A 14,176-nucleotide genomic window follows, 5' to 3' on the forward strand; every position below is an offset into this window, starting at 1 on the left:
GGGCAGTCACGGTTCCGACCCCCTGTTCGCGACCCCGCTCAGCGGCCGGTGAAGACCGGTGCGCGCTTCTCGGTGAACGCCGCAGTGGCCTCGACGTGGTCCTCGGAGAGGAACGTGACAGCCTCGGCCCACAGTCCGTAGTCGAGCACGTTCTCCACCGACTGTCGGACGAGGCGATTCAGGGTCGCCTTCGTCCCGCGCAGCGCCAGGGGTGCGGTGCCGGCGAGCTTCGCGACGACCTTCGCCGCCTCGGCATCGAGCTCCTCGCTCGTGGTCGCCCGATAGACCAGGCCCCACTCGGCGGCGAGCGCCCCGGTGACACGGTCGCCCGTGAGCAGGTGGTACCGCGCCCGGCCGAGTCCGGCGAGCAGCGGCCACATCACGGCGCCGCCGTCACCGGCGACCACGCCGATGTTCACGTGCGTGTCGGCGAGCACCGCGTCCTCCGCGGCGATGACGATATCCGAGAACAGTGCGATCGTGGAGCCGAGGCCCATCGCGTAGCCGCGCACGGCAGCGACGATCGGCTGCTCGACCGCGAGCATCGCGTCGACCAGGTCGCGTCCGCCCATCACGCCGATCGCTCGCTGTGCGGGCGACGGCGGTGGCGTCACGGGAATGAAGTCGCGCACGTCGGCTCCGGAGCAGAAGGACGGCCCGGCACCCTGCAGCAGGATGACGCGCACGTCGTCGTTGTCCTTCGCGGAGGCCAGCGCATCGGTGAATTCGCGATGCATGCGCCCGGTCACCGCGTTGTGGCGGGTCGGGCGGTTGAAGGTGATCGTCAGAACGCCGTCCTGGACGGACGTGAGGACGGGGCTCTCTTCCTGCTCGCTCATTCGGCGGCTCCTTGCTTGTGATCGGATGCGCCCATTCCGGACGCGACGCTGTCCCGCGCGCGCTGGCGAGCGGGGTCTTCGAGGGCGAGCTGCTGGATGTCGACCTCGGCGTCGAGATACTCGGCGAGTCGACGGCGGCCCTCCATCCACATGATCCGTTTGGTGAGGCCGTACGCCCGGCCGGGGATCTCGCCGAGGGCGCGCGCAGTACTCAATGCCTCCGCCACCGGATCGGCAACGACGAATTCGACCAGGCGACTCTCCAACGCCTGCGCGGCTGACAGACGTCGACCGGATACCAGCCACTGGAGGGCGGCGGCATCTCCGAGGATCCGGGCGGCCAGGTAACCGACTCCGCTGTCGGGGATGAGGCCGATCGTGCCGAACGCCGGCACGAACTTGGCGTTCTCCCCGGCGATCCGCACGTCGGCGCCCAGAGCGATCGACAGACCGGCACCGGCGACCGCGCCGTTGATCGCCGCGACCACCGGCTTCTCCAACGCCACGAGCGCCCTCACGTGCGGGTGGTAGGTCACCCCCAGGGCTTCGCGGGCGACATCGCCGGTGCGCTTCTCGCGCAGATCGGCGCCGGCGCAGAATCCCCGCCCCGCCCCGGTGACGACGACCGCGGTGACTTCGTCGTCCTGCGCCGCCCGATGCCACGTGCGGGTCAGCTCCTGCGCCATCGCGATCGACAGCGCGTTCATGGCCTCGGGGCGGTCGAGCGTGACCAGCAGCACGCCATCGATGAGTTCGGTCAGAACGGGCTGTTCGGCGCTCATGCCTCGACCCCCAGAATGGCCGTGGCCTGGCTGGAGAGCTGGCCGCCATTGCCGTGCGCGAGCGCGGTGCGCACCCCGGCGACCTGGCGTGCGCCGGCCTCGCCGCGGAGTTGGCGGACCGCTTCGATGATGGTGAAGATCCCGTACATGCCGGGGTGGCAGAACGAGAGACCGCCGCCGTTCGTATTGACCGGCAGCGCGCCGCCGGGGGCGATGCGACCGTCGGCGACGAAGGCGCCACCCTCGCCCTTCTCGCAGAACCCGAGGTCCTCCAGGAAGAGGATGGGGTTGATGGTGAAGGCGTCGTAGAGCTGGAGAACGTCGATGTCACTCGGCGTGAGGCCGGCCATCTCGAACGCCCGTCGACCCGACTCCCGAGCCGCCGTCACGGTCAGATCCGGCATCTGCGAGATCGCGCGATGCGAGTGCGCCTCCCCCGCGCCGAGGACGAACGCGGGCGCCTTCGGCGCATCGCGGTAGTCGGACGCCCGGGTCATCACCACGGCGCCGCCGCCGTCGGTGATCAGGCAGCAGTCCAGCGTGGTGAACGGCGTCGAGACCTCGCGGGCGGACAACACTTCCTCGATCGTGAGGGGGTCTCGCTTGAACGCCTTCGGGTTCAGGGCCGCCCACTCCCGCGCCGCGACCGCCACACTGGCCAGCTGCTCCCGGGTGGTGCCGTACTCGTGCATGTGCCGCGTCGCGGCCAGCGCATAGCCGGTGACCGGATGCTGCGGCCTGGCCTGCGCCTCGTAGCTGGGCAGCTCGGGCGGATACGGCATCCGATTCGGTCGCCGCATATCGGTGCGCTGGGTGCTTCCATAGGCGATCACCGCGACGTTGCACGCGCCCGCCTGGAGGGCGATCGCGGCATGGTGGAGGTGACTGACGAACGAGCTGCCGCCGATCATCGTGCCGTCGGTGTAGCTGGGGTTGATGCCGAGATATTCACCGACATCGAGGTTCGCCATCATGCGCCCAGTCACCGCCGTGAACAGACCGTCGACCTCCGACTTGGCGATACCGGCGTCGTCGAGCGCGCCGGCCACGGCTTCGCCCAACAGGTCGAGCGCGAAGCGGTCTTCGCCGACCTGACCCAGTTCTGATTCCGCGACACCGCGGATGACCGTCGCGCCACGCAGTGGATGCGCCATCAGACTGCCTTCCGGTCGAACACGTACTGCGGTTCCTCTTCAGGACGGTCTGGGTGCGACACCAGCCGCAAGGTCACGGAATCGCCGATCGCGAGCTCACGGCCGGATGCGGAGCCCATGATGCGATACCCCTCGGCCATGTCGACGAGGAGGACCTGACGACCGTCGCCGTCGCGCTCGGCCATGAACGTCTGCGAATAGACCGTGCCTTCCCCCGCGGAGGTGCTCCACTCCAACGCGACGGAGCCGCAGTGCGGGCACAGCACGCGGGGATAGAACACGGCCTGCGCGCACGCCGCGCAGCGCTGGTAGGGGAATCGACCGTCGGCCAGCATCCGTCGATAGGTCGCCCACGGTGCCGGCTCGTGCACGGCGAAGTCTGCGGCACTCATGCATCCACCTCGGCCTCGGCGCTGAGCACCTTGCGGTCGCTGCCTGCCTCGCCGCTGGCGAGCACCTCGATCGAGTAGTGCACGCGCGCGTCGTGGGCACCGGACTCGGTGGCCGTGACGGTGAGCGTGTCACCCGGGAACACCTGTCCGCTGTAGCGCACCGCGAACCGGCGCAGTCTCAGCGGGCCGACGGCCTCCGCGAGGGCGCCGCCGGCGATCCCGGCGGTGAGGAGGCCATGGGCGATCACGGACGGGTACCCCGCGGATCGCGCAAAGATCTCGTCGTGATGAATCGGGTTGAAGTCGCCGCCGGCGCCCGCGTAGCGGACGAGGTCCGTGCGGGTCAGCGGACCGAAGGTCTGGGAGAAGAGCACGTCGTCCTTCGTCATCCTGCGTCCTCCTGCTTCGGCGCGTCGAACTGGAGGATCGTCGTCGTGTAGGTCTGCACCACGGCGCCGTCGCGGGTGAACTCGGTCATCAGTTCGATGACCGTCATCGGGCCCCGGCCGCTGACCTTCGAGCTGACCGCCGCGACCTTCGTGGTCGCGACGAGCTCATCGCCCGCGACGATCGGAGCGAAGTACTCCCACTCGCCGCCTCCGGCGAGGACCCGCCGCAGGTCGAGTTGCAGGTCGGGCATCGCGCCCGGCACCGACCAGTGCGCGCTCGCGACGCCGAACGTCGGTGTGGTGAGGATGCCGCCGAGCCCCTGCTCCTTCGCGGCGGCCACGTCGCGGAAGAGCGGGTCGGTCGCCTGCACCGCACGCGCGAACTCGGCGACCTTGCCCTCCTCGACGACGAACCGGTAGGGCGTGCCCGTGCGTCCGACGAGTTCGGTGAGCGCGGTCATACGGCGCTGTCCTCGAAGATGAGGAGGGCGTCCGCGGCGACGGCGCGGCCGTCGTGGACGCGGACCGGGTTCACATCGATCTCGGTGATGGCAGGTTCGTCGAGGGCGAGGTCACCGACCGCGACCGCGATGCGGGCGAGTTCCGCGATCTCCGCGTCGTCCAGTCCGCGGGCGGCCGAGTGGATGCGCCCGTCGAGCAGTCCCCGGATGGTGCGGACCGCGGTCTCGGCGGAGAACGGGGCACGCAGCAGGACGGCGGCGGCCATGATCTCCACCGCGACACCACCGAGCCCGACCGCGACGATCGGTCCGAACACCGGGTCGCGTTGCAACCCGACGGTCATCTCGATCCGGGCCGGGACCATCTCCTGTACCAGGATGCCCTCGATCGTCGCGTGCGGGGCCTTGGCCTGCACGTCGGCGAGCATGTCGGCGATGGCCTGCTCGATCCGCTCCGCCGTGATCCCCAGCCGCACCGCGCCATATTCGGTCTTGTGCAGGATCTGGTAGCTCATCGCCTTGATCGCGACAGGCCCGCCCAACTCCTCCGCGAACGCCTTCGCCTCCGCCGGGGTCGACACCATGCGCTCCCGGGTGGGAGTAACCCCGTACTCAGCCAGCAGCGCCTTGCCGTCGTGCTCCAGGAGCGAACCCTGGTTGTGCGACCAGTCACGCCCGCCGCCGAGCTTGGTCTCCCCCACCGTGCGGGGCGGGTCCAGCGGATGCCGCTGCGTGAAGTCCGCGACCGCGGCCAATGACGACATCAACCGGTTCGGGTCCAGATACATCGGCACGCCGGCCCGACGGAACTTCTCCATGTACCCGGTGGTCAGCACCGCCAGCGGCTTCTCGGTCGCCTGGTACGCCTCGATGATGCGGTCGTTCGTCGGGTAGTCGCCCTGCCACGTCACCACGGCGGTCGCGTCATAGGCTTCGATAGCCCGTACCGCGTTCAACACATGCCCGAACGCATCCGGGCTGCCCACGATGGATGCCGTGATGTCGAACGGGTTCTCGATGCTCCCGTAGAACGGCTGCGGCATGACCGCGAGGATGTCCTCGACCACGTCTCCCGGGGGCTGCGAGACACTCAATCCCTCCAGCGCCGCACCGTCGGTCAGCAGCACACCGGCACCCCCGGACGCGGTCATGATCCCCACATCCCCCCGAGGCATCCGCCGTCCATCCTGGAAGATCAGCCCGCGGTCGACCATTTCCTCCATCGAGTGCACGATCTGGATGCCGTACTGCGCGCACACCGCATCCAGCACCGCCGTCGACCCGGTCACCGACGCCGTGTGGCTCATCGCCGCACGGGCCGCTTCCTCGGTCCGGCCGGCCTTCAACAGCACGATCGGCTTGTCCAGCACATCGGCACGCCGTGCGGCACGGATCAGCGCCTCGGGGTTCTTCAACGACTCGCTGAACATCAGGACGGTGTTGACCTCGTCGCGCTCGATGAGGTGCTCCACGACCTGCCCCAGGTCCACACCGGCCTCGTTGCCGGTCGTCACGAAGTAGCCGAGGTCGATCCCGGCGCGCGTGGTGGCGGCGGTGATGAACGACGAGAATCCGCCGCTCTGCGAGACCAGCGCCACCGGCCCCGGGGTGGGCAGTTCCACACCCGGCGGGATCGCGAAGTTCGCGTTGACGCCCGCGTGCAGGTTCATGAAGCCGATGCAGTTGGGGCCGAGCAGCTTGATGCCGGTGCGCGCGATGATGCGCTTCAGCTCCTCCTGCCGCGCGATGCCCTCTTCGCCCGCTTCCGCGAAGCCGGAGGTGAGCAGCGTGACGCCGCCGACGCCCTTGGCCGCGAGCTCCTCGATGGCGGGAACGGCGAGTTCTGCGGGGAGGACGACGACGGCCATGTCGACGCCGTCGGGCAGCGCGGAGACGTCGGGCACGACGTCGAGCCCGTGCAGGACGTCGGCCCGCGGGTTCACGGGATAGACGTCACCGGCGAACAGCCCGGCGACGTTGTTGAGGATCTGGGTGCCGATGCGGCCCGGCTTGTCCGAGGCGCCGATGACGGCGATGGACTTCGGGGAGAGCAACCGGGTGAGGTCGGACTCGGGGCTGATGTGAGTGCTCATCGGACGAACATCCCTCCGCCGTCGATCGAGACGATCTGGCCGGTGACCAGGCTCGATGCCGGGCTGGCCAGGTACAGGTAGGTGGGTGCGAGCTCGTCCGGCTCGGCGAAGCGTCCGAGGATCGTCTTGGACGGGTCCGCCCCGAACTTCGGGTCGGTCATGACCTTGCGGGTCATGTCGGTCACCGCGGCCGGAGCCACGGCGTTGACCAGGATGTTGTAGCGACCGAGCTCGCGGGCCGCGGTGCGGACCAGTCCGACGACGCCCGACTTGGCCGCGGCGTAGTTCACCTGGCCGATCGAGCCGTTCTGAGCGGTCGAGCTGGTGGTGAAGATCATCCGTCCGCCGCCGCGCGCGATCATGCCCTCGACGACCGCCTTGAGCCAGTAGAACGATGCGTTCAGGTGCACGTTGACGACCTGGTGCCACTCGTCATCCGTCATCTTCCGGATCATCGCCGGGCGGGTGATGCCCGCGTTGCTGACGAGCACGCTGATGGGTCCGAGCCGGTCCGCGATCTCCGCGGCGGCCGCGTCCACGGCGGCATGATCGCCCACGTCGCAGGCGACGGCGATCGCGTGACCTCCGGCGGCCGTGATGGCGTCGGCGACCACCTGTGCTGCGTCGAGCTGCAGGTCGATCACCGCCACTCGCGCACCCTGTGCCCCGAAGGCCTCGGCGACGGATCGCCCGATTCCTTGGGCGGCACCGGTGACCGCTACGACGTCGCCAGTGAAATCACTGGTCGCTGATTGACTCATCTGCAACTCCTTCGGTGCGGGATGTGGGCATAGGCCCCGAGCCTGCGCTCACGTAGTCAATCCAACCCGAAGACGCGCTGTCAAGTCTTTTGATCAAAAATATCAGTTGATATACTGATCAAAAATCTCCCCTTGCGATCCGACCTTTGTTCAGGTTCAATCGGGGCCAAGAGCCGGTCCACGCTCCCTGGGTGCAGTGAGCATGTCGCGGAGTGGTGAACCTGAATCATGCCACTCCCGCGGTCGCAATGACGCACTGCGTGGCCGTCGCGATAGACAAAGGAGTTCCATGCGCGCGCTGATAGATGAGACCCAGAAGGAGTTCCAGGAGGTGGCGCGAGAGATCGCGCGCTCCGTGGGCATCGAGAACCCCGCCGACGTGGTCGGCCGAGACACCTTCTCGGGGTGGCAGACGCTGGCCTCTTCGGGGCTGCTGGATCTGCGCGAGCGGTCGTCCGGCGACCCCACCGCGAGCGGAGTCGAGATCGCGCTGCTCTGCGAGGAGCTCGGCGGCACGCTCACGCCCGACCCCTACCTTCCGTCGGCGGTCGTGGCCGGTGACCTGATCGCCCGCTCCGGCGACGTCCACGGGTGGATGGCCGGTCTCGGCAGCGGCGATGACCGCTACGGCATCCTTCTGCGGGCCGATCTGACCGACTTCGGCGATGCCGGCGGCGACGATGACATCGTGTGGGGCGGGGCCGGCGATGACGGCTTCGTGCTCGCATTGAAGCGCGACGGCGATTCCGTGCGTCTCGTCCGCGGACGCCCGACCGGATCGACGCCGCTGGATTCCTTGTCCCTCACGAACGCCCTCTGGCGCGCAGCCGACATCGCGTGGGAGGACGGCGGCGCTCTGTCGGCCGAAGACCTGCAGCGCGTCACGGCGCTCGCCCTGACCGGGCTGAGCGCCGATACGGTCGGAGCCCTGGGTGCCGCACTCCGTGGTGTCGTGGAGTACTCCAAGCAGCGTCGCGCGTACGGCGTGCACATCGGGTCGTTCCAGGCCATCCAGCACATCTCCGCCGACGCCTACGTGGCCGTCGCCGGGGCGCGCTCCGCGGCGCTCTACGCCGCCTGGGCGGTGGACGCACTGGATGCCGGCGAGGCCCTCCTCGCGGCGCGCACCGCGAAGGCGGCATGCGCGCACATCGGGCGCACCACCGCCGAGGCTGTCATGCAGGTCTACGGAGGCATCGGCCAGACCTGGGAGCACATCGCGCACTTCTACAACCGCCGCGCGCAGTTCGACACCGCAGTGCTCGGCGACGAGAACCACCAGCTCGATGCCATCGCAGATGTACGTCTGGAAGGGAAGTGACATGGACTACCTCGACACCGTCGAAGAGGCCGAGTACCGCGCCGCACTGCGGGCATGGCTGAGCGAGAACGTACCGCCGCGCGCGGACACGCCGCTGAGCGATGAAGAAGCCGCCCAGGAGCGGATCGCCTGGCACCGCAAGCTCTACGAGGCCGGCTACATCGGCCAGTCCTGGCCGGTCGAATGGGGCGGCAAGGGGCTCGGGCCCCTGATGGACGCCATCCTGAACGATGAGAACGGCACCGCCGAGGCACCGGGCCTGCCCGCGATGGTGGGCTACATCGTGCGCACCTTGATGATGTTCGGCAACGACGAGCAGCGCGAGCAGTTCATCCGGCGCTCGCTCAGCGGCGAGATCCAGTGGTGCCAGGGCTTCAGCGAGCCCGGCGCCGGCTCCGACCTCGCGGCCCTGACCACGAAGGCGACGCTCGACGGCGACGAGTGGGTCATCAACGGACACAAGATGTGGACCTCGTTCGGGCAGTACGCGGACTGGTGCATGGTGCTGGCTCGCACCGACGCGACCGTCGCCCCGCACAAGGGCATCTCCGCGTTCCTGGTCGACATGAAGACCCCCGGCATCGTGCTGAAGCCCATCTACGTCGCCAACGGCGATCCCGAGACCAGCGAGGTCTTCTTCGACGAGGTGCGCGTCCCTGCGGCCAACCTCATCAGCTCCGTCGGCGACGGCTGGAAGATCGCGATGACCACCGTCGCCTACGAGCGCGGCCCGTCCGACATCGGTGCGATCTCCACTCTGCGCAAGCAGCTGTCGCACCTCGAGGAGTACGCGGTGCAGTCCGGACGCGCCGCGGATCCGGCCGTGCGGCGTCGACTCGCGCGCAGCTACGTGCAGGGCGAGCTGGTGCGCCTGGTCGCGCTCGAGCAGCTCAGCTCCCGCGCCACGGGCAAGCCCGTCGGCGAAGAGGGCTCGATCGGCAAGCTGCTGCAGACCGCGGCATCGCAGGATCTCGCGCACGTGGCGCTGGACCTTTACGGCGCCGACGCGATCACCGGCGCCGCACCGGAGATCGTCAGCGACTACTTCCAGACGCGCCCGATCAGCGTGTACGGAGGGTCCTCGCAGATCCAGCGCAACATCATCGCGTCGCGCCTGCTCGGGATGCCGCGGGAGTAGACCCTCGCACGCGAAACGTGCCGTGGGTGTTCGGCTGCGACTGCAGCGACACCCACGGCACGTGTGTGTATGGCGGTGGAGAAGGAGCGGAAGACCTCAGGATGCCGGGGCGACCGCGGGCACGATGAACAGGCCCAGTCCGCGGCTGCACAGTATGTCGCCCACACGGATCTCGGCTTCGACCCACGTCTTGCGCCCGTCCGCGCTCTTGATGCGGGCGCTGATCTGCAGCTCCTGCCCGATGGGAGCGCCGCCGCGATAGTCGATCTCGAGGCGTGCCGTCACGGACGGACGCGCGGTCGCCGAGACGAGGAGCCCCATCGCGTGATCGAGGATCGTGGCGACCGTGCCGCCGTGCACGCGCCCCGGAGGGCCGGTGAACGCGGGACCGACCACCACGGTGCCGTGAGCCTCTCCGTCCTCGAGTGTGAGGCGGATCGGGGGCACGACCGGGTTGAAGTCGCTCAGCTCGTCCTTGTTCCGCAGTGACTCGCCCCGGCCACGCGCCGTGCGCGGGTCGTCGTAGAACCAGGGGATGATGCTCGGGCGGAGGTGCTCCTGCATCTCCAGGGAGATCTCCTGCACGCGCCGCGCGAACTCTTCGGAGTAGGTGCCTGCCGGCATCCGGATCACGTCGTCGGACAGCACGCGCACCGCGCGTGCGAGCGCCTGCGCGCCCCGGAGCTGCTCGGCGTGCGCCTCCGGCGACGACGCGGGCCGCTCCTCCCCCGCCCGCACGTCCACGACCTCAGACATACGCCTCTTCGGCCGCGGCCAGCGGGGCGACGAGCGGGAAGTGGCACGCGACCTGGTGCGTCGGCGACACGGCCTGCAACAGCGGCTCGACCTCGGCGCAGATGTCCTGCGCCATCGGGCAGCGTGTGCGGAAGCGGCACCCGCTCGGCGGGTCGAGCGGCGAGGGCGGATCTCCGACGAGGGTCGCCGCGAGCTTGGGCGTCTCCGGATCCGGTTCGGGGATCGAGTTGAGCAGAGCGACCGTGTACGGGTGCGCGGGGTGCGCGTACAGCGAATCGGAATCGCCGACCTCGACGATCTTGCCCAGGTACATCACCATGACGCGATCGGAGATGTTCTTGACGACCGAGAGGTCATGCGCGATGAAGAGGATGGAGAGATCGAACTCCTCCTGCAGGTCCTCGAGCAGGTTGAGCACGGTAGCCCGCAGCGACACGTCCAGCGACGAGACCGGCTCGTCGCACACGAGCAGCTTGGCACCGGCCAGCAGGGCCCGCGCGATCGCGACCCGCTGGCACTGCCCGCCCGACAGCTGCGAGGGCTTGCGGTCCCCGAACTCGCTCGGCTCGAGCCCGACGGCGCGCAGCATGTCATCCGCCTTCTCGTTGCGCTCCTTGCGGGACCCACGGCCCCAGATCGTGAGCGGCTCGGCGACGATCTGACGCACCGAGCGTCGCGGGTTCAGCGAGGACACGGGGTCTTGGAAAACCATCTGGAGTTCGGGTCGCAGCCGGCGCAGCTGGTCGGCCGTCAGGCTCGCCAGTTCGGTGCCGTCGAAGCGCACCGAACCGGACTTGGGTGCGGGCAGCTGCAGGATGGCCCGCGCCATCGTGGACTTCCCGCATCCGGACTCGCCCACCACTCCGACGGTCTCGCCGGCGGCGAGCTCGAAGGAGACGCCGGACACCGCCTGGACGGTGCCCGCGGTCGTCGGATACTCGACGACCATGTCCTCCACGACCAGTCGTGTGTGCTCTGCCACCGCGTCAGGAGTAGTCACGATGCGCCCTCTTTCGTCAGCAGTTCCTCAGCGTCGTTCTCTGCGGCATCCGGTTCCTCATCCGGCACGACCAGATCGCGATCGGCGTAGGCCTTGTCGAACTCCGGCGTGCCGACGGGATACCAGCACCGATAGAGGTGATCCTCGGTGTTCTCGGCGACCTGCAGCGGCGGCTCCTCCGTGCGGCAGCGGGCTTGCGCGGCCGGACACCGGGAGGCGAATCGGCAGCCGGGCTGCGGAGCAGCCAGGTTCGGCGGATTGCCGCCGATCGCCCGCAGCCGGGAATGGCTCGGCTGGTCGCGGCGCGGAAGGGCGTCCAGGAGTGCGCGCGTGTACGGCATCTTGACGTTGCGGAACAGCTCCTGGGTCGGTGCGCTCTCCACCACGCGTCCCGCGTACATCACGATGATGCGGTCGGTGCGCGTGGCGACGACGCCGAGGTCATGGGTGACCAGGATCATCGCCATCTCGCGGTCGCTCTGCTGTCGGCTGAGCAGCTCCAGGATCTGCAGCTGCACCGTGACATCGAGGGCCGTGGTCGGCTCGTCGGCGATCAGCAGTCGCGGATCCCCGGCGAGCGCGATCGCGATGCCGACGCGCTGGCGCATGCCTCCCGACATCTGGTGCGGGTAGTTGCCCATCCGACCGGCGGGCTCCGGAATCCCCACGCTGCGCAGCAGCTCGATCGAGCGTTCGTTGACCTGAGCCCGGGACAGCTTCGGCGAGTGACGCCGGACGGTCTCGGACAGCTGGGCGCCGATCTTCTTCACCGGGTTCAGCGAGGTGAGCGGGTCCTGGAGGACCATCGCGATCTTCTTGCCCCACAGTCGCCGCACGTCCTTGCGCGGGAGGGCGGTGATCTCGACGCCGTCGAACTCGACTCGGCCGCTGCGTCTGACCCGCTCGCCGGGAGCGATCAGCCCCATGATGGTGCGGGAGAGCACGGACTTGCCCGAGCCGGACTCGCCGACGATCCCGAGGGATTCGCCTCGGTCGAGCGTCAGCGAGACGCTGTCCACCGGGGTGACCTCGACCGGTCCGCCGATGAAGGTCGTCGTCAGATCCTCGACGACCAGCAGGGGCCGCCGGCCCGGGTCGACGGTCGTTCCGACTGCGAGACCCTGTGTCGCCTCATCCACCGTGCTCACAGCGTCACCTCCGTTCGCCCGTGCGTCCGCGAACGCAGATAGTCACCGATGAAGTTGAACGACATGACCGTGAACAGCAGCACGATCGAGGGATACGCGACGATGTGCGGTGCCGTGTACAGCGACTGCCGTCCGCCGGCGATCATGCCGCCCCAGCTGGGCGTGGGCGGCTGGATGCCGAACCCGAGGAAGCTCAGCGACCCCTCGGCGACGATCACGACCGCGACGACCAGGAACGCGTACGACAGCACGCTGGGCAGCACGTTCGGCAGGACTTCCTTGACCAGGGTGCGAGCCTTCCGCGAGCCCAGGACCGTCGCCGCCATCACGAACTCGCGCTGCGTCCACACCAGGGTGTTCGCACGGGCGAGTCGGGTGAAGGTCGGGAACATGATCGCACCGAGCCCGATGATCAGGATCGGAGCACCTGCCCCGTAGATCGCGACCAGCACGATGATGAAGATCAGGGCCGGGAACGACAGGACGACGTCGACGACGACGCTGATGAACGAGTCGATCCAGCCGCGGTAGTAGCCGGACAGCAGTCCGAGCGCCATACCGATGGTCATGCCGAGAGCCACCGCGACGAAGCCGACCTGCAGCGAGGCCTGCGCTCCCCAGACGATGCGCGAGAGCATGTCCCGACCCAGCTGGTCGGTGCCGAGCGGATGCCCCGGCATGGGGCCGGCGGCGATGTTCTCGTAGTCCGGCACGTTCGGGTCGGGCAGCGGAAGGATCGGGGCCAGGATGGCTCCGAGGATGATCAGGAGCGCCCAGGCGATCGCGATCACCACCAGCACGGGGAGCTTGGGCATCCGCCGCCGTTTGGCGGCGGGCTTCACGGCCGCGGGGAGCGGCGGTGCGACGGGGTCCTTGAGGTCAACCACGACCGGACCTCACTCTCGGGTCGAGTGCCAGATAGAGCAGATCGATCACGATGTTCGTGACCACGTAGAACACGGCGATGACGGCCACCACACCCTGCAGCGTCACGTAGTCCCGCGCATAGACCGAGTCCACGAGCATCCGGCCGAGGCCGGGCAGTGCGAACAGGGTCTCGATGACCACCGCGCTGCCGATCAGGCGAGCGGTGTTGATGCCGGCGAGAGTGACGAGCGAGAACGACGACGGGCGGAACACCTGACGCATCAGGACGTTCGAGGCCGACATGCCCTTGGCCTGCGCGGCGAGGACGAAGTCCTCCTTCATGGTGGCCTGCATGTCGCCGCGCAAGACTCGGAAGTACACCCCCATGGGTTCCAGAGCGAGCGCGATCGCGGGTAAGAGCATGGTCGTGAAGTTGAGCCATAATCCGTCACTGGGAGGGACGTACCCCGATGCCGGGAGCACCCCCAGCGTCACGGCGAAGATGTAGACGAGGAAGAGGCCGAGCACGAAACCGGGGATGGAGATCGCGGCCAGAGACAGGACACTGCCCATCCGGTTGACCCAGCCGTTCGGGCGGTAGGTGGCGTACATCGCACCGGCGATCGCCACGACGAGGGCGAAGACCTGCACCATGACCATGAGCTGTACCGAGACCGGGATGCGCTGCATGATCGCCTCGGCGACGGGCTGTCCCGTCCGGAACGAGACGCCGAGGTCGCCCTGGAGGGCCGCCGTCAGCCAGTACCAGTACCGGACGATGGCCGGCTGATCGAGATGCAGCTCCTGGCGGACGAGCTCAACCTGCGCGTCCGTGGCCTCGGGACCGAGGATGACGCGTGCCGGATCTCCCGGAAGGAGTTCCAGCATCATGGAGACCAGGAAGGTCACCGCGAGCAGCACGACGATCAGGTGCGCGCCCTTGCGCGTGACGAAGGAGAGCCACCGCGGCGGCACCCACTTCCGGCGCGTGGTTCGCAGCGACAGCGTCGCCGTGGGCGGTGGCCCGGAGGGGCCGCGTTCGGGGGGTGCGGTCACATGACTGCTCATCGCCTTC

The 14,176-nt window shown here is 68.8% G+C and carries 15 protein-coding genes; 2 read left to right on the forward strand and 13 right to left on the reverse strand.

Going from position 1 to position 14,176, the window contains the following annotated elements; all coding sequences use genetic code 11:
* Positions 1-38 precede the first annotated feature (38 nt).
* The 8 genes from ASD65_RS09940 to ASD65_RS09975 are packed head-to-tail and all read right to left on the reverse strand — an operon-like array spanning position 39 to position 6,871.
* Positions 39-839: an enoyl-CoA hydratase/isomerase family protein gene (locus tag ASD65_RS09940; protein WP_056221868.1), complete on the reverse strand. Its 801-nt coding sequence runs from the start codon at positions 837-839 to the stop codon at positions 39-41.
* Complete coding sequence (locus ASD65_RS09945; RefSeq protein ID WP_056221871.1) at positions 836-1,621, reverse strand: enoyl-CoA hydratase/isomerase family protein; 786 nt, start codon at positions 1,619-1,621, stop codon at positions 836-838. Before ASD65_RS09945 ends, ASD65_RS09940 begins: the two co-directional genes overlap by 4 nt.
* Positions 1,618-2,775, reverse strand: coding sequence for an acetyl-CoA acetyltransferase (locus ASD65_RS09950; protein WP_056221874.1), 1,158 nt, complete (start codon positions 2,773-2,775; stop codon positions 1,618-1,620). Before ASD65_RS09950 ends, ASD65_RS09945 begins: the two co-directional genes overlap by 4 nt.
* On the reverse strand, positions 2,775-3,167 hold the full coding sequence (locus tag ASD65_RS09955) for a Zn-ribbon domain-containing OB-fold protein (RefSeq protein WP_056221878.1): 393 nt from the start codon (positions 3,165-3,167) through the stop codon (positions 2,775-2,777). The genes ASD65_RS09950 and ASD65_RS09955 overlap by 1 nt, the downstream gene beginning before the upstream one ends.
* Positions 3,164-3,556: a MaoC/PaaZ C-terminal domain-containing protein gene (locus ASD65_RS09960; protein WP_056221880.1), complete on the reverse strand. Its 393-nt coding sequence runs from the start codon at positions 3,554-3,556 to the stop codon at positions 3,164-3,166. The genes ASD65_RS09955 and ASD65_RS09960 overlap by 4 nt, the downstream gene beginning before the upstream one ends.
* Positions 3,553-4,017, reverse strand: coding sequence for an FAS1-like dehydratase domain-containing protein (locus ASD65_RS09965; RefSeq protein ID WP_056221882.1), 465 nt, complete (start codon positions 4,015-4,017; stop codon positions 3,553-3,555). The genes ASD65_RS09960 and ASD65_RS09965 overlap by 4 nt, the downstream gene beginning before the upstream one ends.
* On the reverse strand, positions 4,014-6,110 hold the full coding sequence (locus ASD65_RS09970) for an acetate--CoA ligase family protein (RefSeq protein ID WP_056221884.1): 2,097 nt from the start codon (positions 6,108-6,110) through the stop codon (positions 4,014-4,016). Before ASD65_RS09970 ends, ASD65_RS09965 begins: the two co-directional genes overlap by 4 nt.
* Positions 6,107-6,871 (reverse strand): SDR family NAD(P)-dependent oxidoreductase, encoded by a 765-nt coding sequence (locus ASD65_RS09975; RefSeq protein ID WP_056221889.1) that lies wholly within the window; start codon positions 6,869-6,871, stop codon positions 6,107-6,109. Before ASD65_RS09975 ends, ASD65_RS09970 begins: the two co-directional genes overlap by 4 nt.
* A 289-nt stretch (positions 6,872-7,160) precedes the next feature.
* Here ASD65_RS09975 and ASD65_RS09980 point away from each other — a divergent pair, with 289 nt between their 5' ends.
* Both ASD65_RS09980 and ASD65_RS09985 read left to right on the forward strand, forming a co-directional pair.
* A complete protein-coding gene (locus ASD65_RS09980) occupies positions 7,161-8,192 on the forward strand; it encodes an acyl-CoA dehydrogenase family protein (protein ID WP_056221893.1) in 1,032 nt (343 codons plus the stop codon).
* 1 nt (position 8,193) lies between these two features.
* On the forward strand, positions 8,194-9,330 hold the full coding sequence (locus ASD65_RS09985) for an acyl-CoA dehydrogenase family protein (protein ID WP_056221896.1): 1,137 nt from the start codon (positions 8,194-8,196) through the stop codon (positions 9,328-9,330).
* Between the two features lie 96 nt (positions 9,331-9,426).
* On the opposite strand, the gene ASD65_RS09990 is transcribed toward ASD65_RS09985, so the two are convergent.
* From ASD65_RS09990 to ASD65_RS10010, 5 genes are read right to left on the reverse strand one after another with little or no spacing between them, the layout of a single operon-like run.
* Positions 9,427-10,086, reverse strand: a complete 660-nt coding sequence (locus tag ASD65_RS09990; RefSeq protein ID WP_056221899.1) for a PaaI family thioesterase — start codon at positions 10,084-10,086, stop codon at positions 9,427-9,429.
* A complete protein-coding gene (locus tag ASD65_RS09995; protein ID WP_235566653.1) occupies positions 10,079-11,086 on the reverse strand; it encodes an ABC transporter ATP-binding protein in 1,008 nt (335 codons plus the stop codon). The genes ASD65_RS09990 and ASD65_RS09995 overlap by 8 nt, the downstream gene beginning before the upstream one ends.
* Positions 11,083-12,234: an ABC transporter ATP-binding protein gene (locus tag ASD65_RS10000; protein ID WP_200948647.1), complete on the reverse strand. Its 1,152-nt coding sequence runs from the start codon at positions 12,232-12,234 to the stop codon at positions 11,083-11,085. The genes ASD65_RS09995 and ASD65_RS10000 overlap by 4 nt, the downstream gene beginning before the upstream one ends.
* On the reverse strand, positions 12,231-13,121 hold the full coding sequence (locus ASD65_RS10005; protein ID WP_056221904.1) for an ABC transporter permease: 891 nt from the start codon (positions 13,119-13,121) through the stop codon (positions 12,231-12,233). Before ASD65_RS10005 ends, ASD65_RS10000 begins: the two co-directional genes overlap by 4 nt.
* Positions 13,114-14,157 carry an ABC transporter permease gene (locus tag ASD65_RS10010; RefSeq protein WP_162248483.1) on the reverse strand — a complete coding sequence of 348 codons (1,044 nt, stop codon included), beginning with the start codon at positions 14,155-14,157 and terminating at the stop codon, positions 13,114-13,116. Before ASD65_RS10010 ends, ASD65_RS10005 begins: the two co-directional genes overlap by 8 nt.
* Positions 14,158-14,176 lie beyond the last annotated feature (19 nt).

This window comes from Microbacterium sp. Root61 (assembly GCF_001427525.1).
Taxonomy (GTDB): domain Bacteria; phylum Actinomycetota; class Actinomycetes; order Actinomycetales; family Microbacteriaceae; genus Microbacterium.